25 protein-coding genes and 4 tRNA genes are annotated in these 19,915 nt (G+C 69.1%); 16 read left to right on the top strand and 13 right to left on the bottom strand.

Translation table 11 applies throughout. The features are described 5' to 3' along the window. Positions 1–13 precede the first annotated feature (13 nt). The 6 genes from IE172_RS18465 to IE172_RS18490 form a co-directional block, all read right to left on the bottom strand. Positions 14–331: a hypothetical protein gene (locus IE172_RS18465; RefSeq protein ID WP_190098346.1), complete on the bottom strand. Its 318-nt coding sequence runs from the start codon at positions 329–331 to the stop codon at positions 14–16. Then, the gene (locus IE172_RS18470) at positions 328–678 is read right to left on the bottom strand and encodes an RRQRL motif-containing zinc-binding protein (RefSeq protein WP_190098469.1); all 351 of its coding nucleotides are present in this window, start codon (positions 676–678) and stop codon (positions 328–330) included. Before IE172_RS18470 ends, IE172_RS18465 begins: the two co-directional genes overlap by 4 nt. Next, positions 678–1,541 carry a protein spdB gene (locus tag IE172_RS18475; RefSeq protein ID WP_190098347.1) on the bottom strand — a complete coding sequence of 288 codons (864 nt, stop codon included), beginning with the start codon at positions 1,539–1,541 and terminating at the stop codon, positions 678–680. Before IE172_RS18475 ends, IE172_RS18470 begins: the two co-directional genes overlap by 1 nt. Further along, positions 1,538–1,819 carry a DUF6303 family protein gene (locus tag IE172_RS18480; RefSeq protein WP_190098348.1) on the bottom strand — a complete coding sequence of 94 codons (282 nt, stop codon included), beginning with the start codon at positions 1,817–1,819 and terminating at the stop codon, positions 1,538–1,540. The genes IE172_RS18475 and IE172_RS18480 overlap by 4 nt, the downstream gene beginning before the upstream one ends. Beyond that, positions 1,816–2,085, bottom strand: coding sequence for a DUF6284 family protein (locus tag IE172_RS18485; protein WP_190098349.1), 270 nt, complete (start codon positions 2,083–2,085; stop codon positions 1,816–1,818). Before IE172_RS18485 ends, IE172_RS18480 begins: the two co-directional genes overlap by 4 nt. A gap of 94 nt (positions 2,086–2,179) precedes the next feature. Next, the gene (locus IE172_RS18490) at positions 2,180–2,353 is read right to left on the bottom strand and encodes a hypothetical protein (protein ID WP_190098350.1); all 174 of its coding nucleotides are present in this window, start codon (positions 2,351–2,353) and stop codon (positions 2,180–2,182) included. 559 nt (positions 2,354–2,912) lie between these two features. Between IE172_RS18490 and IE172_RS18495 the strand changes: the two genes are divergently transcribed. Continuing rightward, positions 2,913–4,043, top strand: a complete 1,131-nt coding sequence (locus IE172_RS18495) for a helix-turn-helix transcriptional regulator (protein WP_498067188.1) — start codon at positions 2,913–2,915, stop codon at positions 4,041–4,043. Here the strand turns inward: IE172_RS18495 and IE172_RS18500 are convergent. The 3 genes from IE172_RS18500 to IE172_RS18510 form a co-directional block, all read right to left on the bottom strand. Next, positions 4,027–4,815 (bottom strand): NUDIX domain-containing protein, encoded by a 789-nt coding sequence (locus tag IE172_RS18500; protein ID WP_190098351.1) that lies wholly within the window; start codon positions 4,813–4,815, stop codon positions 4,027–4,029. The genes IE172_RS18495 and IE172_RS18500 overlap by 17 nt on opposite strands. 144 nt (positions 4,816–4,959) lie before the next feature. Next, positions 4,960–5,772: a hypothetical protein gene (locus IE172_RS18505; RefSeq protein WP_190098352.1), complete on the bottom strand. Its 813-nt coding sequence runs from the start codon at positions 5,770–5,772 to the stop codon at positions 4,960–4,962. After that, positions 5,762–6,544 (bottom strand): hypothetical protein, encoded by a 783-nt coding sequence (locus tag IE172_RS18510; RefSeq protein WP_190098353.1) that lies wholly within the window; start codon positions 6,542–6,544, stop codon positions 5,762–5,764. The genes IE172_RS18505 and IE172_RS18510 overlap by 11 nt, the downstream gene beginning before the upstream one ends. Positions 6,545–6,884: 340 nt before the next feature. Here IE172_RS18510 and IE172_RS18515 point away from each other — a divergent pair. Beyond that, a tRNA-OTHER gene (locus IE172_RS18515) sits at positions 6,885–7,001 on the top strand. 121 nt (positions 7,002–7,122) lie between these two features. Then, positions 7,123–7,335 carry a hypothetical protein gene (locus tag IE172_RS18520; RefSeq protein ID WP_190098354.1) on the top strand — a complete coding sequence of 71 codons (213 nt, stop codon included), beginning with the start codon at positions 7,123–7,125 and terminating at the stop codon, positions 7,333–7,335. A gap of 13 nt (positions 7,336–7,348) precedes the next feature. Here IE172_RS18520 and IE172_RS18525 read toward each other — a convergent pair whose 3' ends face one another. After that, a complete protein-coding gene (locus tag IE172_RS18525; protein ID WP_190098355.1) occupies positions 7,349–8,005 on the bottom strand; it encodes an NAD(P)H-binding protein in 657 nt (218 codons plus the stop codon). A 195-nt stretch (positions 8,006–8,200) separates the two neighbouring features. After that, entirely contained in the window at positions 8,201–9,466 is a 1,266-nt protein-coding gene (locus IE172_RS18530) for an amidohydrolase family protein (RefSeq protein ID WP_190098356.1), read from the bottom strand. 205 nt (positions 9,467–9,671) lie between these two features. Between IE172_RS18530 and IE172_RS18535 the strand changes: the two genes are divergently transcribed. The 6 genes from IE172_RS18535 (at position 9,672) to IE172_RS18560 (ending at position 12,275) form a co-directional block, all read left to right on the top strand. Beyond that, a tRNA-Thr gene (locus IE172_RS18535) sits at positions 9,672–9,744 on the top strand. 46 nt (positions 9,745–9,790) lie between these two features. Beyond that, a tRNA-Met gene (locus IE172_RS18540) sits at positions 9,791–9,863 on the top strand. Positions 9,864–9,952: 89 nt separating this feature from the next. Next, positions 9,953–10,117, top strand: a complete 165-nt coding sequence (gene rpmG, locus IE172_RS18545; RefSeq protein ID WP_003948671.1) for a 50S ribosomal protein L33 — start codon at positions 9,953–9,955, stop codon at positions 10,115–10,117. Between the two features lie 158 nt (positions 10,118–10,275). Continuing rightward, positions 10,276–10,728, top strand: a complete 453-nt coding sequence (locus IE172_RS18550) for a MaoC family dehydratase N-terminal domain-containing protein (protein WP_190098357.1) — start codon at positions 10,276–10,278, stop codon at positions 10,726–10,728. A gap of 8 nt (positions 10,729–10,736) precedes the next feature. After that, complete coding sequence (locus IE172_RS18555) at positions 10,737–11,165, top strand: MaoC family dehydratase (protein WP_190098471.1); 429 nt, start codon at positions 10,737–10,739, stop codon at positions 11,163–11,165. A 54-nt stretch (positions 11,166–11,219) separates the two neighbouring features. Then, the gene (locus IE172_RS18560) at positions 11,220–12,275 is read left to right on the top strand and encodes a UDP-N-acetylmuramate dehydrogenase (RefSeq protein ID WP_190098358.1); all 1,056 of its coding nucleotides are present in this window, start codon (positions 11,220–11,222) and stop codon (positions 12,273–12,275) included. 87 nt (positions 12,276–12,362) lie between these two features. Here IE172_RS18560 and IE172_RS18565 read toward each other — a convergent pair whose 3' ends face one another. Then, positions 12,363–13,403 carry an adenosine deaminase gene (locus IE172_RS18565; RefSeq protein WP_190098359.1) on the bottom strand — a complete coding sequence of 347 codons (1,041 nt, stop codon included), beginning with the start codon at positions 13,401–13,403 and terminating at the stop codon, positions 12,363–12,365. A 123-nt stretch (positions 13,404–13,526) separates the two neighbouring features. Beyond that, positions 13,527–14,753 carry a pyridoxal phosphate-dependent aminotransferase gene (locus tag IE172_RS18570; RefSeq protein ID WP_190098360.1) on the bottom strand — a complete coding sequence of 409 codons (1,227 nt, stop codon included), beginning with the start codon at positions 14,751–14,753 and terminating at the stop codon, positions 13,527–13,529. 283 nt (positions 14,754–15,036) lie between these two features. Here IE172_RS18570 and IE172_RS18575 point away from each other — a divergent pair. The 7 genes from IE172_RS18575 to rplJ all read left to right on the top strand — a co-directional run bounded on the left by IE172_RS18575 (position 15,037) and on the right by rplJ (position 19,822). After that, positions 15,037–15,109 (top strand) — tRNA-Trp (locus tag IE172_RS18575). A gap of 109 nt (positions 15,110–15,218) precedes the next feature. Then, a complete protein-coding gene (gene secE, locus IE172_RS18580) occupies positions 15,219–15,506 on the top strand; it encodes a preprotein translocase subunit SecE (protein WP_189558448.1) in 288 nt (95 codons plus the stop codon). 80 nt (positions 15,507–15,586) lie between these two features. After that, positions 15,587–16,438 carry a transcription termination/antitermination protein NusG gene (gene nusG / locus IE172_RS18585; protein ID WP_190098361.1) on the top strand — a complete coding sequence of 284 codons (852 nt, stop codon included), beginning with the start codon at positions 15,587–15,589 and terminating at the stop codon, positions 16,436–16,438. Positions 16,439–16,614: 176 nt separating this feature from the next. Beyond that, entirely contained in the window at positions 16,615–17,049 is a 435-nt protein-coding gene (gene rplK / locus IE172_RS18590) for a 50S ribosomal protein L11 (protein ID WP_006130605.1), read from the top strand. Positions 17,050–17,131: 82 nt separating this feature from the next. Next, positions 17,132–17,857 carry a 50S ribosomal protein L1 gene (gene rplA / locus IE172_RS18595; protein WP_030860891.1) on the top strand — a complete coding sequence of 242 codons (726 nt, stop codon included), beginning with the start codon at positions 17,132–17,134 and terminating at the stop codon, positions 17,855–17,857. Positions 17,858–18,020: 163 nt separating this feature from the next. Next, positions 18,021–18,959 carry an SCO4651 family lipoprotein gene (locus tag IE172_RS18600; protein WP_190098362.1) on the top strand — a complete coding sequence of 313 codons (939 nt, stop codon included), beginning with the start codon at positions 18,021–18,023 and terminating at the stop codon, positions 18,957–18,959. A gap of 332 nt (positions 18,960–19,291) precedes the next feature. Then, on the top strand, positions 19,292–19,822 hold the full coding sequence (rplJ, locus tag IE172_RS18605; protein WP_030823469.1) for a 50S ribosomal protein L10: 531 nt from the start codon (positions 19,292–19,294) through the stop codon (positions 19,820–19,822). Positions 19,823–19,915: the final 93 nt, after the last annotated feature.

Consider the following 19,915-nt stretch of genomic DNA (forward strand, 5'->3'; position numbering starts at 1 on the left):
AGGTGAGGGCTGGTCACCACCAGCCGGACGACTTCTTGGCGGCCTTGGCGCGGGCGGCCTCGGTGATGAGCCGCTGCCGCTCGCCGTGCAGCGCGTTCAGCTCCGCCGTGAGCCGCATCTCAGCGGCCGACGAGGTGGACTCGATCTGCGTCTCGGCACGGCCGGTGCTGCGGCCCTTCGCGGTGCGGTAGGCGCCGCTGGCGGCGGCGCGGAGCATGGCGCGGCGTTCGCGGCCGTTCAGCGGCCACAGCTCACCGCGCCGCACGGCTTCCAGCTTCTTGCTGGTGGCCCGGATCTCGCGGTCCAGGCGGCGCAGGTCGGCGTTGCTCATCGGGTGCTCCCTTCCGACCCGTGCGGGTCGGTATCGGCGCAGGGCACGCAGGTGCCCAGCGAGGTGGGGATGACGTATCCGGCATCGCGCCGGCAGACAGGGCAGACGCGGCGCGCCCGGTTGGCCGCGGCGAGCGCCGCACGCCGTGCCGGGGTCATCGGACGCACCGGCACCGCGAGGTCGACGCGGTACAGGTAGGCCACCAGCGGGCCCCGCCGGCGGCGGGGCCGTTCGAGCTGTGCGGCCACGTCCTGACCGCCGGGCCGCAGGCCCAACGCGCGGAGTTGGCGGCGGGTGGCGTAGCCGTCCGGGGCGAGGCGCCACCGGAACACCGGCAGCGCCCCCATCACGCGGCCACGCGCTTCCACGCCGCCCGCAAGCGCACCTCGGACGCGGAATGACCGGCCGCACGGAACCGGGCCGCCATCTCCCGGTACGACAGGGCGGGCGTCTCGCTGGTGCGGATCTCGTCGACGATGACGTCCAGCGCCTCATCCGTCAGCGCCGGCGCACTCTCCAGCGACCGCGCGGCGAGCGGCTCGGACGGGCCCCACACCGGCAGCTCCCACCGGGGCGTGACACCGGGCGTGACGCGGGTCGTCACGCTGGTCAGCGCCCTGCCGGTCTCCTCGCCCGCGCGGGCCGTCTCCAGCGTCGACCACGCCGAAGACAGTGTCTGTGCGGTTCGTGCTTGGACGCGTGCGACGCGGGCCCCGGCCTCCGTCACGGCCGTCAGCCGCGTCTCCTCGGTAGCGGCCTCCGCCCGCAGCCGGGCACGGGCCACGGCGGCCTCATCGCGCGCTTCCTGCTGGATACCGCGGATCGCGTCCAGCGCGACCGGGGTGAGGGCGGTGCGCTCCCACATCGAGTGCACCAGCCACAGGGCCTTGGCAGCGATCGGCAGCCACGCCACGGCCAGCCACGCCCCGGCGGACTCCTCGGCCGTGAGCGCGTGGGCGATGAGGACGGCGGCGGCGAGGACGCCGAAGGACCAGCCGACGGCGGTGACGGCCCGGTTGTGGTCGCCCTGTGCGGCGAGGCGGCGTTCGTAGGCGAGGGTGGCCAGCCATCCCCCGTCGATGCCGAGCCCGACGACCAGGGCGACCGGCCACGGCACCGCCGTCCCGAGCCACATGACGACGACGGCGAGGGTGAGCACCATGGACACGGCCGTCATCGCGACGGCCGGCAGAACGGTCTTCGCGTTCATGCCGCACCCCCGTCCCGGCCGCGCACCGTGACGGCCGCGATCAGCAGGACCGGGGTGAAGTCGTCGCCGTGGTCCCGGCTGTCCTCCGTCCAGGACCACACCGCGCCCGGCGCCACCTCGTACCCGAGGGAGGCCAGCGCCGCCCGGCGCTCCGCCCCCGTGGGCACCGGCCCCGTACGCTCCCACCGGAAGGTGGGCCACTCGGTCTCGCCGTACAGCACGACGTACAGGCGCCAGGCGCCGCCGTCGCTCGACATCTGCGCGGTCAGCGTCCTCATGCCGCACCTCCGGGCAGGCTCGCGCCGGCGCTGCGGTTGAGCAGGGCGACGCGGGCGGCCAGCGCGCGGCGGCGGGCCCGGCGGATGCGCCGGTTGTCCAGCTCGGACGGGGTGCGGTCCAGGGTGACGATGTGCGCGTCCAGCAGCTCGACGTCCGCCAGGATGACGGGCATCTCCCGCTCGATCGCGTCCAGTTCCGCGTCCGTCGGCTCCATGAAGTCGGCGAACGCGGTAACGGCGTCCTGAACAGTGACGATGGGGTTCATTGGGTCGTGGTTCCTCTCACAGGTGGGACGGCCCGTCGCGGCTCCCGGGGTGCCACCCGGGAGCCGCTCGCCGTTTGAGGTGTGGCCGCTGTGGTCAGCGGCGGTTGATCTTCTTGATCTCGACGTTGCGGCCGTAGCCGTCGCGCAGGCGGACGACCTTGAAGCAGCCGCCGCCCACGTCGGTGATCAGGTGCTTCTCGCCCTCGTAGTCGACGACCGTGCCGACCTGGTCGACGTTGATGTGCTTGGGGTTGGTGATCCGGCGCATGCCTGCCCCTCTCGGGTCACTGGGAAGGGGGTGGACGACCGGCCCGCCCGAGGTGGGCGGGGAACCGGCTCCCCTCAGCGCCGCACGTACGAGACGTGCAGCGGAGGCAACCGGCCGCAGCCGATGAGCTGCGGAAAGGCTGAACGTGTGTGCTGTCTCCTTCGGGAACACGGGCTCCCGTTTCAGGCGTATGGAGACGTGACCTTTCGGTCTAAGCCGTCCCGAATGACAAGGGTCGGGTCCGCCCTCGGCCCGCTCTGTCCCGGGCCCCTTGGCGCTGCTTCGAAGCGCAGCGCCCGTTGATGCACACCACAGGCCGGACACGAGGTCCGCTAACTGGTGCGCACCAGTAGATTGCATCTGGTGCGCACCAGAGTCAAGGTGGTTCGCCATTTCGGGTGGCGTTCACCCCCGCGGTGCCTCTCCAGAAGACCGCTCAGAGCAGGGCTGTCGGTAGCCAACAGCGCTTAACATCCGTCCTGTTAACCCCTGTTGACCTGCGGCAACGTGCGGCATGCTGAGAGCGCCAGTGAAGGCCTCAACCGTCGGACGGTGATCTGTGAGCGCAGGACTTCGAAGCGCACGGACGGCGCGCGGGTGGTCTCAGGAGCGACTGGTTCGCGAGATCGAGCAGTACGCCCGGAGGAACGTCACGGATGTTGCCTCCACCGCGAGCCTGCGCGTGTACGTGTCGGAGTGGGAGAACGGGAAGCGCACGCTCTCGGACCGGTACGCGGGGATTCTGCGGAAGCTCCTCGGCGTCACTGACGCGGAGCTGAGGGGCGTTGTACCGGCGCCGGTGGCCGCTTCGGTCGACGGCTACGACGAACTGCTCAGCCGGATCGACGCGGCCGGCAGTGTCGGTGAGTCCATGGTGCAGGCGTTCAACGACCAGACAGAGTTGCTCCGCACCATGGACAGGCAGAGGGGCGCGGCCGGTCTGGTCGACCAGATGACAGGGCACCTTGCCGCACTGGAAGACGCGCTCAACTTTGCCGTGCTGCCGTCCGCACGTCGACCTGTTGCCCTAGCCCTTGCAGGTGCGTCGACCCTCGCGGCGTGGCAGGCCATCGACTCAGGAGCGGTTGAGCGGGCATGGCGGCACTATGAGCTCGCGAAGCGAGCGGCGCGTGACGCTGAGGCTCCGATGTACCTCGCCCACGCCATGGCGGAACAGGCGTACGTGCTCTGTGAGGCCGGTCGACCTGCCCTCGGGGTCGACCTCGTACGGGATGCGCGGCGTACCGTTGGCCAGTCGGGTTCCGCCCGATTGCGGGCGTGGCTTCACGCGGCCGAAGCGGAGATGTGCGCATACGCCGGCATGCCGGACGACTCCCGACGGGCGCTCGATGCGGCCCTGGCCACCATCCCGGCAGGACCGGAAGACAGGGACCCGGACATGCTGAGCATCTTCCTAAACGGCACCCACCTTGCCCGATGGAAAGGGAACGTGCTCGCCATGCTTGGTGATGGTGACGCGGTCACCAGTCTCTACGGAGCGCTCGAAGACATGGACCCGTCGTTCGTCCGGGCGCGCGCTGGACTGCACACGGACTTGGCGCACGCGCACCTGACACGAGCCGAGTACGACGACGCCCACACTCATCTGAGGCAGGCCCGGCTACTGGCGGGCCGCACCGGTTCGGTGCGGCAGCGCCGTCGTGTCGACATGCTTAGCGCGCGGCTGTGATTCCCTGCGCACGCCGGTTGGCCAGGATGTGCAGCAAGGCAACCAGAGTGCCGGACCCCATTAGCTCACCGCGGGCCATGAGCCCCGGAATGTCCGCGAGGGGAACCCACTCGATGTGTCCGGCTTCTTCCAGGTCGGTCGGTTCACCGACCCTTTCCGCCCCGTGGCCGATGAAGATGTTGTGGGGTGAGTCGACCATGCCGACCATGGGCTGATAGGTCACAACGTGTTCCAGGGTCTTCGGGCGCCACCCGGTCTCTTCGACCACTTCCCGCAGCGCCGCATCCGCCGGATCCTCGCCAGCGTCGACGATGCCGCCCGGGAGCTCCCAACCAAACTGTTGAGGTACAAAGCGGTAGCGCCACATCATGAGTACGCGATCCTGGCTGTCCAGAACGGCGGTCACGGCCACGTGGTGAAGCTTCACCACGTGATGCTCGAACGACTTCATGCCGGGCGGTTGCACGTCCCAAAGCTGAAGCTTCACCCATCGGTTGTCGTACAGGTCGCGCTCACCGTGGATGCGCCAAGGTTCTACCCCTTCGGGATGCTCAACGCTCACCGTGCCAGGCACCCGGTACGAACTCCGTCCCCGAACCTCCAATAGCCCCTCTGAGAGAAGACGGGCAAGTACCTGGCGCAGTGCCGTCCGGCCGATGCCGAGTTCTTCCGCAAGCGTGCGTTCCGAAGGGAATCTGTCGCCGGGAGCGTAGTCGCCGGCCGCGAGCCGTGCACGAAGCGTCTCGTAGACCTTGGTCGTCTTCGGGCCCATCCGCGCAGCACTCTCCGTTCATAGGTGGTGCGTACCAGAGTAGCGGACCGCAAACGGGCTGCGTAGCGCGGCTATACACGAAAAAACTGTATGCCCCGTCCGAAATGGCCGGGGCATACAGGGCGGGCGCATGAATTAGGCCCGCTAGGCGCTCTGAAGCAGAGGGACGCCCAGTTTGTCTGCCACATCCTCTGCTGCTCCCTCGTCGCGCACGTCCACCGTGTGAGAGAATCGCTCAATCACGCGCAAGTGTCCCTCTATTTGATCGGACATGCGCGATCGACCCAAGTCGTACAGGGTTACGAACGAGGGCTCTCTCAGTTCCTCGTAGTCGCGAACGTGCTCGATTCTGAACATGAGGTCATGGACGGTGCGGCGCAGAGTTTTTTCTGGAGTCGAGAGAGAGATCTTGTCCAGCAGTGTTGTGCGGTCGCCTTCGTAGCGATAATCAAAGCCCAGTTCGTGTGGCTCGCCGCGCAAATTGACGCGGTAGCTCACATCTTTTTCGACGTGATGATTGGCAGGGAAGCGCAACCTGTGAAACAGCAGGTCGTTTGCCAAGTCGTCAATTGACTGAATCGCTGCGGGGCCGGGGTCGCCGACTAGCTCGCTGAACAAGTTGTCTGCGAGGCCACTGATTTCGGCGTCGCTCCCGGAGGAGTCGACTGTCCCTCGAAAATCGATCCTGTAGTTCTGGCCAGGGCGTGAGGACAGGCGCTGCACCTGCTCTCTGAAGGTGCCGGATGTCAGGTGGTATTCGACATAATCGATCCAAGCCTTCATGGTGCGTGGGCTCCTGACGATTCCGCGAACGCGTCGCCCGTCGAACACTCCCTTGTGTTGACCCATGAAGCGCACCACGCCCCTCCCGTCATTCTCCACAACGACGCCGATGTTCTTAGGCTCGTCACGGAACGGGTCTGGGACGTACTTGATGAGATACCAGTTAGCTGCCACTGTCCACCTCCTCTATGTCGAGGGTCCAGCTATCGACGTTCTGGTACTGGTCGCGCGTCTGCTCGATGAAAGAGCCGATGCGTGTCTGTCGATGTTCTAGGAACGCCACCAGCGCATCCCTGAGTTCGGCGCTTACCAACTCTGCTGTGTGAGCGGCAGTGGCGGCTCGACGTATCTCGCGACGTGTGACGGATGCGATCCTGTCGAACCACTCTCCGAAGTGGGAAACGTCTTTCAGGTGAGGCGGCAAGCAGTGGAACTTGACGGGCACGTCTTGAGACGCCGCGAGCAGCGAAAGAGCTTCATCGCTGTTCTTGGCCTCATTGAGAAGAGCGAGATCGTGATCGAATACCGCTACAGCCACGTCGGGGAGATGGCCGATGTTCCCGTCGTGCCTGTCTGTATTATGGATCCAATGGTCAAAGGCTATAATCCCGCAGGCTTCCCAGGCTCGTTCCTCGCAGAACTGGGGAGGGATGATAGGGGGTGGCTTGTCTCCGCGATCACCGAACGCCAACGAGGCATAGTTATATCCACCGCCGTAAACGCCAACGAGTGTCCCGGGAGGTACTGGCAGACCTGTGGCAATTCCCAGCGAGCTGGCAATGAAGTCGTTGGCTACGGCGAACGGTCGCTCGGGAGTGTTTTTTCGCGCGAACGTATTCAGGCGCAGGTGACTAACGCCGCCCGATGAATCTTCGACGCGTGCACCCCAGAGCGCCACATCGAAGTACCCCACCCCGTGCTTCTGGCCCCTCTGCCGTGGCACCATCGACCCTCCCCTGTGCGGTCTAAGCCTCCCCCGCGAGGAGCATAGCGACACCGTGTAGCTGCACCTAGCGTTTCGGTTACGGCGGAAGAACGGTCCGCCCGCGCTGAGGCGGCTGGGGGCATGACTGCTGCGGGTCCGTGACGAGGAGGCGCCGGACTCGGTGTCCGCGCTGGCCAGCGGCTTAGTCGCTCGCATCTCAGGCGCCTCCTGTCCTGTCCGTATGACCCTTGGTGCCGGTAGGTTCAGACGATACGGGTTGCCAGTGACACCAGCACCTCACAGTGTGCTAACAGCACGATGCCCATGGAGGACGAGCAACTGATCCCTTGGACTGCTGTGGGACGGCTGTGGGGCACGGGCCAATATGGAGAGTGTTTCCCCAGGCCACCGGTGCCCCGCTGGGTGATCTGTAAATCTGCCGGCTCAGCCTTCCCAGGTTCGAATCCTGGCGCCGCCACACTTGGGAACGAGGGGCCCGTGACCTGCACAGCAGGTCGCGGGCCCCTCGTCATTCCGATTCCGCACCACTGAGGTGCCGGTCCGTTCCGCGGGCGCGGGCGCGGGGGCACACTGGCCGCATGTCGTCGCGTCGTCGTGCCTGTCCCGAGTGCCGCCGTGAGATCGCCGTCGTCGCCGGGCGGTACGCGCGGCACGACCCGCCCGGCGCCCGGGGGAGCGGGGAGCTGACGTCCTGCCCCGGATCGCGGCGGCAGGCCCCGCTCGGGGCGGAACAGCCGTCGCTGGACGGGCACGTGGTGCCGGAGTTCCCGGGGCAGATGTCCCTCTTCTAGCGTCCGGCGCCGCTCAGTTGCCCGCCACCGACTTGACCGCCACCGACACCGGCGCGTTGCCGCTGATGAGTTCCAGGGTCAGGCCGGCCGTCGCGGGCGTGTCCACCAGTTCCGCGAGGACGGCGGCCACGTCGTCCCGGGGGACGGGCCCGCGCCCCGTGTGGGCCTCCAGGCGGACCAGGCCGGTGCCCGCGTCGTCGGTCAGCCGGCCGGGCCGCAGGACCGTCCAGTCCAGGGCGTCCAGACCGCGCACGTAGGCGTCCGCCTCGCCCTTGGCGCGCAGGTACACGTCGAAGACCTCGTCGCCCTGGTGTGCCGGGTCCGCGCCCATGGACGACACGATGACGAAGCGCCGTACGCCCGCGCGGACGGCCGCGTCGGCGAAGAGGACCGCAGCCGCCTTGTCCACCGTCTCCTTGCGTTCGACCCCGCTGCCCGGTCCCGCGCCCGCCGCGAACACGGCGGCGTCCGCGCCTTCGAGCCGCTGCGCGACCTCCTCCACCGACGCCGACTCCAGGTCCAGGACGACCGGTTCGGCGCCCAGTTGCCGGAGCTCGTCCGCCTGTTCGGGTTTGCGGATGATGCCCGCCGCCTCGTCCCCGCGCGCGGCGAGCAGCCGCTCCAGCCGCAGCGCGATCTGACCATGACCACCAGCGATGACAATGCGCATGCCTCCGACCGTACGCCCGGACGGCCGCATCCGCCGCGCGACTCCCGCGACGCGCCGCGACACCCGTGGCACGCCGGGCGGGACGGACACACGGCGGCGGGCTCCATGCCCTGCGCGAGCCCGTGCCCCACGCGAGCCCGTGCCCTACGCGAGCCCGTGCCCTACGCGAGCCCGTGCCCTGCGCGAGCCCGTTGCCTACGCGGGCCCGCGCCCCTGCCGGGGCAGTCCCGGAGCCGCCGTGCCCGCCGAGTCGCAGTACTCCCGCACCGCGCTCGTCCGCGCCACCACCCGGCCCCCATGGACCACGATCCGGCTGTACGCCAGCGACAGGGCGCCCGGGAGCGCCTCGCCGCGGACCGCCAGCAGTTCCGCCGGGAAACCGGCCTCCACGCGCACCTCGGGCAGTCCGAGAGCCGCCCGTGCGGACGCGCTCACCGTGGCGTACGCGTCCTCCGCCGAGAGTCCCTGGCACGAGGCCAGCAGGTAGGCCGCCTCCAGCGGGTCGCCGCGGCCCACCGGGTTGGACACGTCCCGCAGGGCGCCGCTGCCCGCGGCCACCCGCACCCCCGCCGAGCGCAACAGCCGTACCGGGGCCGCGGCGTGGGCGTCCACGGCGCCGCAGCCGCCCTGGGGCAGGCACACGACCGTCACCCCGGCCGCCGCGAGCCGGTCCGCGGTACGGGCGGCCAGTTCGGCCGGCAGCGCCGCGAGACCGCCGCACGGGCCGAGGGCGACGCCCGGCCGCAGCCCGCCCGCCATGGCCGCGAACCGGGCCAGCCGGGCGGGATCGGCGGCGTCCGTGTGCAGGTCGACGGGGCAGCCGTGCTCCGAGGCGATCTCCAGGGCCGCCTCCACGTAGCCCGTGGGATCGGGGTCGAGGTCCGGGCAGCCGCCCACCACGCTCGCCCCCATCTTCAGCGCGTCGCGCAGCACCGCGAGCCCTTCCGCCCCGGCCACCCCGGTCAGTACCCGCGGCATCGCCACGGTCGTCAGCTCGGCCAGCCCGCGCAGCGAACGCCCCGCCTCCAGGACGGCGGTCAGCGCGCCCAGACCGGCCAGGTCGCCCACCCGCACATGGGCCCGCAACGCCGTCGCACCGTGCCCGAGTTGCAGCAGCACCGCCTCCGTCGCACGCCGCCGGACGCTCCCCGGTTCGTACGAGACGGGCCCGTCGGCGTCGGCGGACAGGGCGGTGGCCGCGTGGGAGTGGGGTTCGACGGGGGCCGGCAGCAGCAGGTAGCCGGTGAGGTCGACCCGGGTGCCGGCCGCGCGCGTGCCGTCCGCCGCGAGGCTGCCCGCCGTGCCCACCGCCTCGATGCGTCCGCCGTCCAGCCGCACGTCCACGGTCCTTCCGTCGGTGAGCCGCGCTCCGCACAGCAGCAGCGGAGCCGGGTCGGCCGGAGGCGGCCCCGGGGGCGACGGCCACGAGTCGGACGGTGGCTGCGGCCGGCTGTCGGGCATCACACTCCTGGGGCTCCGGCTGCGGCACGTGGACGCGCAGCACACGGGGGCAAGATCACACAGAGTGAGACGAGCCTAGGGCGGCCCCACGCCCCCCGCCGGGAGGAGCGCAATAGTCGTACCGGCGTGGTCCCCCATGAGGGGACAGGGCACCCGAAACGGATTTGGGCGAACGGCTGAGGACCGTGTAATGTCTTCCTCGCTCGCCCCAATAGCTCAGTCGGCAGAGCGTCTCCATGGTAAGGAGAAGGTCAACGGTTCGATTCCGTTTTGGGGCTCTGGTGTGTGAGGTTCCCGCCGCGAGGCGGGGCCCGATCGCATCAAAGCGGTGTAGCTCAGTCGGTAGAGCAAGCGGCTCATAATCGCTGTGTCACCGGTTCAAGTCCGGTCACCGCTACAGACAGTAGCCGATTGCGGGGTCGGTCCTTCGATCGGCTACTCTTTTCTGCGTACATACAGTCAATCCGTTCGTCAAGGAGCACTCACGTGGCTGCCACCGACGTCCGCCCGAAGATCACGCTGGCCTGCGTGGAGTGCAAGGAGCGGAACTACATCACCAAGAAGAACCGGCGTAACAACCCGGACCGTCTTGAGATGAAGAAGCACTGCCCGCGTTGCAATGCGCACACCGCGCACCGCGAAACGCGATAAAACAGGCTCGTACACGAGGCCGTCCCCCCAGTCAGGGGGGCGGCCTCGTGTCGTTTCCCCACTCAGGGGGCGCCCTCGTGTCGTTCCCCCGCTGACCGGATACGGTCGGGACCGGCCGACCGCAGGCAGACACAGTCGACACAGGAGGTGCCGCGCGCATGGCGCTCGACCAGTCCTTCGTGGGGCGGACCTACCCGCCCACCGAGCCATACGAGGTGGGCCGGGAGAAGATCCGCGAGTTCGCCGAAGCGGTGGGGGACGCCAACCCGGCGTACACGGACGTGGAGGCCGCCAAGGAACTCGGCCATCCCGACGTGATCGCCCCGCCCACCTTCGTGTTCGCGATCACCTTCAAGGCCGCGGGCCAGGTCGTCGCCGACCCCCGGCTCGGCCTCGACTACACCCGGGTGGTGCACGGCGACCAGAAGTTCGCCTACAACCGGCCGGTGCGCGCCGGTGACCGGCTCACCGTCACCTCGACCATCGAGACGATCAAATCGATGGCCGGCAACGACATACTGGACATCCGCGGCGAGGTGCACGACCAGGACGGCGAACACGTCGTCACCGCCTGGACCAAGCTGGTGGCCCGCGCGGCCGAGGAGGCGTGACGAACACCATGACGGCGAAGATCTCCTACGCCGACGTCGAGGTCGGCACCGAGCTGCCCGCACAGACGTTCCCCGTGACCCGCGCCACCCTCGTCCAGTACGCGGGCGCCTCCGGCGACTTCAACCCCATTCACTGGAACGAGAAGTTCGCCAAGGAGGTCGGCCTGCCCGACGTCATCGCGCACGGCATGTTCACCATGGCCGAGGCGATCCGCGTGGTGACCGACTGGGCGGGCGACCCGGGCGCGGTCGTCGAGTACGGCGTCCGCTTCACCCGTCCGGTCGTCGTCCCCAACGACGACCGGGGCGCCGTCATCGAGGTCAGCGGCAAGGTCGCCGCCAAGCTCGACGACCACACCGTCCGCGTGGACCTCACCGCGACCAGCGCCGGGCAGAAGGTCCTCGGCATGTCGCGGGCGGTCGTCCGGCTGGGCTGAGCCGGACCGGCCGGGGGAGCGGGGCCGTCGGTGCCGTCTCGTAGTCTTGGGCCCGTGCAGGAACTCCACGACGCCCCCCTCGCCCCGCTGACCACCTTCCGGCTGGGCGGCCCCGCGACCCGGCTGATCACCGCGACGACCGACGACGAGGTGATCGCCGTCGTCCGCGAGGCCGACGACAGCGGCACGCCGCTGCTGGTCATCGGCGGCGGCTCCAACCTGGTCATCGGCGACAAGGGCTTCGACGGCACCGCCCTCGTCGTCGCGACCCGGGGTGTCACCCTGGACGGCACCCGACTGGAGCTGGCCGCCGGCGAGGTGTGGACCGACGCCGTCGCCCGCACCGTGGAGGCGGGGCTGGCCGGCGTCGAATGCCTGGCCGGCATCCCCGGCTCGGCGGGCGCCACCCCGATCCAGAACGTCGGCGCGTACGGGCAGGAGGTCTCCTCCACCATCACCGAGGTCGTCGCCTACGACCGCCGGGCCCGCGAGACCGTCACCCTGAGCAACGCGGAGTGCGCCTTCTCCTACCGCCACAGCCGCTTCAAGTCCGACCCCGAGCGGTACGTCGTCCTGCGCGTGCGTTTCGCCCTGGAGGACGCCGGCGGTCTGTCCGGTCCCGTCAGGTACGCCGAGACGGCCCGCGTCCTCGGTGTGGCACCGGGCGAGCGGGTACCGCTGACCGCGGCCCGCGAGACGGTGCTGGGGCTCCGCGCCGGCAAGGGCATGGTGCTGGACCCCGACGACCACGACACCTGGTCGGCCGGTTCCTTCTTCACCAACCCGATCCTCGACGACGAGGCGTTCGCCGCGTTCCGTACGCGCGTCCGGGAGCGGCTCGGCGACGGCGTCGAGGCCCCCGCGTACCCCGCGGGCGAGGGGTACACCAAGACCTCCGCGGCCTGGCTGATCGACAAGGCCGGCTTCACCAAGGGCTACGGCGACGGCCCCGCCCGCATCTCCACCAAGCACACCCTCGCCCTCACCAACCGGGGCGAGGCGACCACCGAGGACCTGCTGGCGCTCGCCCGCGAAGTCGTCGCCGGCGTACGGGACGCGTTCGGCGTCACCCTGGTCAACGAGCCCGTGACGGTGGGCGTGACCCTGTAGCGGAGCATCCCCGTCGTCGCCCGGCACACCGGCCCGCGATGCCGGGCCTGCTGGTCTGCCTCAAGCCGTATCCGCCCTACGCCCACTTCAAGAGGCCGGGGAGCTGAGCCAGTCGTCCACGCCTGACAGCAGCTTCGCCTTCACGTCCTCCGGGGCCGCCGAGCCTCGCACCGACTGACGGGCCACCTCCGCGAGCTCCGCGTCCGTGAAGCCGTGGTGGACGCGGGCGATCTCGTACTGCGCCGCCAGCCGGGAACCGAAGAGCAGCGGATCGTCCGCCCCCAGCGCCAGCGGCACACCCGCCTCGAACAGCGTCCGCAGCGGTACGTCCTCGTGCTTCTCGTAGACACCCAGCGCCACGTTGGACGCCGGGCACACCTCACAGGTCACCTGGCGGTCCGCGAGCCGCTGCATCAGCCGCGGGTCGTCCGCCGCCCGCACACCGTGCCCGATCCGGTGCGCCTCCAGGTCGTCCAGGCAGTCCCGCACCGACGCGGGGCCCGCCAGCTCGCCGCCGTGCGGGGCGGACAGCAGCCCGCCGTCCCGGGCGATCGCGAACGCGCGGTCGAAGTCGCGGGCCATCCCGCGCCGCTCGTCGTTGGACAGCCCGAACCCGACCACGCCCCGGTCCGCATACCGCACCGCGAGCCGGGCCAGCGTGCGCGCGTCCAGGGGGTGCTTCATCCGGTTGGCGGCCACCAGCACCCGCATCCCGATCCCGGTGTCCCGCATCGCCGCGTCCACCGCGTCCAGGATGATCTCCAGCGTCGGGATCAGCCCGCCCAGCCGGGGCGCGTACGACGTCGGGTCGACCTGGATCTCCAGCCAGCCGGAACCGTCGCGCACCTCCTCCTCCGCCGCCTCCCGCACCAGCCGCTGGATGTCCTCCGGCTCGCGCAGGCACGAACGGGCGGCGTCGTACAGCCGCTGGAAGCGGAACCAGCCGCGCTCGTCCGTGGCCCGCAGTCTCGGCGGCTCCCCGCCGGTCAGCGCGTCGGTCAGCGCCTCGGGCAGGCGGACCCCGTACTTGTCGGCCAGCTCCAGCAGGGTGGCGGGCCGCATGGACCCGGTGAAGTGCAGGTGGAGATGGGCCTTCGGCAGTTCAGAGACATCACGTACACGCTCCATTCCCAGATCCTGCCGCACGTCCCGCCCGTCCCGGTAGCGCTTTCACCGTTCGTGGTCTTGCCCGCACAAACAAACAGGGGCGCCCGGGGTGAATCCGGGCGCCCCTGTGGTGGAAGGCGGAGGTCAGTCCCGCGCCTCCGCAAGCAGCTTCTGGATCCGGCTCACGCCCTCGACGAGGTCCTCGTCACCGAGCGCGTACGACAGCCGCAGGTAGCCCGGGGTGCCGAACGCCTCACCGGGCACCACCGCGACCTCGGCCTCCTCCAGGATGAGCGCGGCCAGCTCGACCGAGTCCTGCGGGCGCTTGCCCCGGATCTCCTTGCCGATCAGCGCCTTCACCGAGGGGTAGGCGTAGAACGCGCCCTCGGGCTCCGGGCACAGGACACCGTCGATCTCGTTGAGCATCCGCACGATGGTCTTGCGCCGCCGGTCGAAGGCCTCGCGCATCGTCGCGACCGCGTCCAGGTCGCCGGAGACGGCGGCGAGAGCGGCGGCCTGGGCGACGTTGGAGACGTTCGACGTGGCGTGCGACTGGAGGTTGGTCGCGGCCTTCACCACGTCCTTCGGGCCGATGACCCAGCCGACCCGCCAGCCCGTCATCGCGTACGTCTTCGCGACACCGTTGACCACGATGCACTTGTCGCGCAGCTCGGGCAGCAGCGCGGGCAGGGACACGGAGACGGCGTCGCCGTAGACCAGGTGCTCGTAGATCTCGTCCGTCAGCACCCACAGACCGTGTTCCACGGCCCACTGGCCGATCGCCTCGGTCTCGGCCTCGCCGTAGACCGCGCCGGTCGGGTTCGACGGGGAGACGAACAGGACGACCTTCGTCTTCTCCGTGCGGGCCGCCTCCAGCTGCTCCACGCTCACGCGGTAGCCGGTGGTCTCGTCGGCGACGACCTCGACCGGGACACCGCCGGCCAGCCGGATCGACTCCGGGTAGGTGGTCCAGTACGGCGCGGGGACGATGACCTCGTCGCCCGGGTCGAGGATCGCGGCGAAGGCCTCGTAGATGGCCTGCTTGCCGCCGTTGGTGACGAGGATCTGGGACGGGTCCACCTCGTAACCGGAGTCGCGCAGCGTCTTGGCGGCGATCGCGGACTTCAGTTCCGGCAGACCGCCGGCCGGTGTGTAGCGGTGGTACTTCGGGTTCTTGCAGGCCTCGATCGCGGCCTCGACGATGTAGTCGGGCGTCGGGAAGTCGGGCTCACCGGCACCGAAGCCGATCACCGGTCGCCCGGCGGCCTTGAGGGCCTTGGCCTTGGCGTCCACGGCGAGGGTGGCGGACTCGGAGATCGCACCGACTCGGGCGGAGACCCGGCGCTCGGTGGGAGGGGTTGCAGCGCTCATGGGCCCATCGTTCCAGACCGGAAACCTCACGGGCACAGGGGTTTCACCGACTGAACATCGCCGGGGAGATCGCTGAACACCAGTCCGGTTCCCCGGTGCGGGCCCACGTCGCCGGGGGTGGTTCCGCGCCGTCCGCGGCCGGGACGGTTCCCGCGCGGGCACTTTCTGTTCGACGCCCGGCCCAGGAACACGTACACTCTCACCTCGTTGGCCTTCAGCGGCCCGCGCCCGTCCGGTGCACACCAAGCATCCGGTTGGATGCGGTACGTTGGGGGACACACAAAGGGTCGTAGCTCAATTGGTAGAGCACTGGTCTCCAAAACCAGCGGTTGGGGGTTCAAGTCCCTCCGGCCCTGCTACACACACCATCGCCAGGATGTGTGCGCATGTACGTACAGCAATGCACCGCCGTGCGGGCTCGGACCGGGCGCGGCACGGCCACGACCCGGAATCAGGTGAGGACGAGTGACGGACGCCGTGGGCTCCATCGACATGCCTGATGCCGAGGACGAGGCTCCGGACTCCAAGAAGAAGACCCGCAAGGGCGGCAAGCGGGCCAAGAAGGGTCCGCTGAAGCGCCTCGCGCTCTTCTACCGCCAGATCGTCGCGGAGCTCCGCAAGGTCGTCTGGCCGACCCGAAACCAGCTGACGTCGTACACGACCGCTGTGATCATCTTCGTGGTCGTGATGATCGGCCTGATCACTCTGATCGACTATGGCCTCAGCAACGCCGCCAAGTACGTCTTCGGCTGATCCCCGAGCGAAGAGCGCCGAGGTACCCGGCGCTCCTTTCGCATGTTCCACCCCTATGTATCCAGGAAGAAGCAGCCACCGTGTCTGACCCGAACGTGAACGACGCCGTCGAGCCTCATGGCGAAGGGGCCGAGTCCGCCGAGGACGCGCTCGCCGCCGTCAAGGACGCGGACGTCGAGGACACCGAGGCCTCCGCCGAGGCCGAGGCTGCCGACACCGGCGCGGAGGAGTCCGCCGACGCGGACGAGTCCCCCGAGGACGAGACCTCCGAGACCGCGGAAGCGGCCGAGGAGGCCGAAGAGCCCGAGGACGACCGCGACCCGGTCGAGAAGCTCCGCGAGGAACTGCGCACCCTGCCCGGCGAGTGGTACGTCATCCACACCTACGCGGGCTACGAGAACCGGGTGAAGACCAACCTGGAGCAGCGCGCCGTCTCGCTGAACGTCGAGGACTACATCTTCCAGGCCGAGGTGCCGCAGGAAGAGGTCGTCCAGATCAAGAACGGCGACCGCAAGACGATCAAGCAGAACAAGCTCCCGGGCTACGTCCTGGTCCGCATGGACCTGACGAACGAGTCCTGGGGCGTCGTCCGCAACACCCCCGGCGTCACCGGCTTCGTGGGCAACGCCTACGACCCGTACCCGCTGACGCTGGACGAGATCGTCAAGATGCTCGCCCCGGAGGCCGAGGAGAAGGCCGCCCGCGAGGCCGCCGAGGCCGAGGGCAAGCCGGCGCCGCAGCGCAAGGTCGAGGTCCAGGTGCTGGACTTCGAGGTCGGCGACTCGGTCACCGTCACCGACGGCCCGTTCGCCACGCTCCAGGCGACCATCAACGAGATCAACCCCGACTCCAAGAAGGTCAAGGGCCTGGTGGAGATCTTCGGCCGGGAGACGCCGGTCGAGCTCTCCTTCGACCAGATCCAGAAGAACTAGCCCTTCTGGAACGGCTGGTACACAGCTTCCGCGCAGGTCAGGCGAACGCTCGCGCGTTTGTCTGACCTGCTCGGTTTTGGCCGCGCATCTATACCCGTTATCGTTGTGCGGTATGCCTGCGTCCGGGTTGTCCCCATGACGTGGGCAGGACCCGAATCGAAAGGACCCGGAGAGCCATGCCTCCCAAGAAGAAGAAGGTCACGGGGCTCATCAAGCTCCAGATCCAGGCCGGTGCCGCGAACCCGGCCCCGCCGGTCGGTCCCGCGCTGGGCCAGCACGGCGTCAACATCATGGAGTTCTGCAAGGCCTACAACGCCGCGACCGAGTCGCAGCGCGGCTGGGTCATCCCGGTGGAGATCACGGTCTACGAGGACCGTTCCTTCACCTTCATCACCAAGACCCCGCCGGCCGCCAAGATGATCCTCAAGGCCGCGGGTGTGGAGAAGGGCTCCGGCGAGCCGCACAAGACCAAGGTCGCGAAGATCACGCGTGACCAGGTCCGTGAGATCGCCACCACCAAGATGCCCGACCTCAACGCCAACGACCTGGACGCCGCCGAGAAGATCATCGCCGGCACCGCCCGTTCCATGGGCGTCACGGTCGAGGGCTGACCTCCACCTCCGTAAGCCAAGCAGTAGTGGAAGGGCCGGCTCGGCCCGGACCACGACTCCTCAGATTCCACAGGAGCTTTCAGTGAGCAAGCGCAGCAAGTCTCTCCGCGCTGCGGACGCCAAGATCGACCGGGAGAAGCTGTACGCCCCGCTCGAGGCCGTCCGTCTCGCCAAGGAGACGTCCACGACCAAGTTCGACGGCACCGTCGAGGTCGCCTTCCGCCTGGGTGTCGACCCGCGCAAGGCCGACCAGATGGTCCGTGGCACCGTGAACCTCCCGCACGGCACCGGCAAGACCGCCCGGGTCCTGGTCTTCGCGACCGGTGACCGTGCCGAGGCCGCGCGTGCCGCGGGCGCCGACATCGTCGGCGCCGACGAGCTGATCGACGAGGTGTCGAAGGGTCGTCTGGACTTCGACGCCGTCGTCGCCACCCCGGACCTCATGGGCAAGGTCGGCCGCCTCGGCCGCGTGCTCGGTCCCCGTGGTCTGATGCCGAACCCGAAGACCGGCACCGTGACCCCGGACGTCACCAAGGCCGTCAACGACATCAAGGGCGGCAAGATCGAGTTCCGCGTCGACAAGCACTCGAACCTGCACTTCATCATCGGCAAGACGTCGTTCGACGACGCCAAGCTGGTGGAGAACTACGGCGCGGCGCTGGAGGAGATCCTCCGTCTGAAGCCGTCCGCCGCCAAGGGTCGCTACATCAAGAAGGCCGCCATCACCACCACGATGGGCCCCGGCATTCCGCTCGACCCGAACCGCACCCGCAACCTCCTCGTCGAGGAGGACCCGGCCGCCGTCTGAGCCGGGTGACCGGCCCTGCCGGTCCGCGCACGCCTGAAAGCCCGTCCCCGAGCCTCCCGGAGGCCCGGGGACGGGCTTTTTCGTACGACAGTGTCAGCCGGGTGGGTTACCGTTCCCTTGACTTCACAGACGTAGCACAGAGAAACAACCAGGGGTGGGATTCATGGCCATGGCCGCTTGGAAGCGCGTGGGTGTCTGTCTGACGGCCGCGGCCGTCGTCGCGGGCGTCGCGGGATGCGGCGGGGACGGCGACGGGGACGGCAAGAAGAAGGCCGCGGACTCCGCGCAGAGCGGTGTCCAGACGCAGAACGAGATGACGAAGGTCCTGCAGGCCGCCTTCAAGAAGACGTCGGAGGCCAAGTCCTCCAAGGTGCGGATGACCATGACGATGCCGGCCGGACTGGACGGCGGCGGCACCATGGAGATGTCCGGCGTGCAGGGTTGGGACCCGGCCGTCATGGACGTCACCATGAAGGGCTCCGCCCTCACGGCGGGCGACCCGGACGCGCCCGAGCAGATCCGCATGATCATGCTGGACAGCGCCATGTACATGGACATGGGCGCGGAGCAGGCCGCCGAGATGGACGGCAAGCGCTGGATGAAGATGGACTTCGGCGCCATCGCCGAGGCCTCCGGTGACCCGGAGATCCAGAAGCAGATGACCGGCGGCATGGAGAACATGAACCAGGACCCGGCGCAGCAGCTCGCCCTGCTGCTCGAGTCCAAGAGCCTGAAGCACGTGGGCCCGGAGAAGGTCGACGGCGTCCAGACGCAGCACTACAAGGGCACCCTGACCATCGAGGAGATGCTCGACGCGAACAAGGGGCTCGAGGGCGCGTTCACCGACGAGGAGCGCGAGCAGCTCGTCGCCAACATGAAGAAGACGGGCCTGAAGGGCTACGACACCGAGATCTGGGTCAACGAGGACAACTACCCGGCCAAGATGGTCGTCGGCATGCAGATGGACCAGGGCACGATGAACATGACGGCCCACTACTCCGACTACGGCGCCGCTGCCGAGGTCGAGGCCCCGCCGGCCAAGGACACCTTCGACTTCATGGAGATGATGAAGGAGCTGGAGGACCTGGGCGCGGGCGCCTGACGTCCCTGCCCGGCTCGCCGGCCCCGGTCTCGCCGGGGCCGGCCGGTCGGCCGATTTGCTCCACGCCGATCCGTTCGCGTACTCTTCCACGGAAGCCAAAGACCGCTGGTCGTTGCCGTGCCCCCGTCAGAGGGTGCGGTGGCCGAAGGATCCGCTGAACTGCGGACGACCCGCGCAGGTGTCAGTGGAAGAGTTCCCGGAGTTCGCTGCCGCGAGGATGCGAAAGACCGGTTGAGCTACGCCCCGTGCGCCTGCGCCCGGGGCGTTTCGTTTTCCCCAGTCCTCCTTCGGGTCCGCGCGGTCCGAATCACCCGGAAGGAGGCCGAGGCTCTATGGCGAGGCCCGACAAGGCTGCCGCGGTTGCCGAGCTGACGGACAAGTTCCGCAGCTCCAACGCCGCCGTGCTGACCGAGTACCGCGGTCTCACCGTGGCGCAGCTCAAGACGCTGCGTCGTTCGCTCGGTGAGAACGCCCAGTACGCCGTGGTGAAGAACACGCTGACCAAGATTGCGGCCAACGAGGCCGGGATCACGCTCGACGACCAGCTCTTCGCTGGCCCGACGGCGGTCGCCTTCGTCACCGGTGACCCGGTGGAGTCGGCGAAGGGTCTTCGTGACTTCGCCAAGGACAACCCGAATCTCGTCATCAAGGGCGGTGTCCTTGATGGCAAGGCGATGTCCGCCGACGAGATCAAGAAGCTCGCGGACCTCGAGTCCCGCGAGGTTCTGCTCGCCAAGCTGGCGGGTGCCTTCAAGGGCAAGCAGACGCAGACTGCTCAGCTCTTCCAGGCGCTCCCCTCGAAGCTCGTCCGCACCGTGGACGCGCTCCGTGCCAAGCAGGACGAGCAGGGCGGTGCCGAGTAATTCGGCTCGCTTCCTGACCCTGGCCGCCTAGCGGCGAGGGTCGCAGCGGGCCCGACGTACGCCCGCCTCACCCCGTACATCCGGCACCTGCCG

It is taken from the genome of Streptomyces griseoflavus, assembly GCF_014649995.1.
Taxonomy (GTDB): domain Bacteria; phylum Actinomycetota; class Actinomycetes; order Streptomycetales; family Streptomycetaceae; genus Streptomyces; species Streptomyces griseoflavus.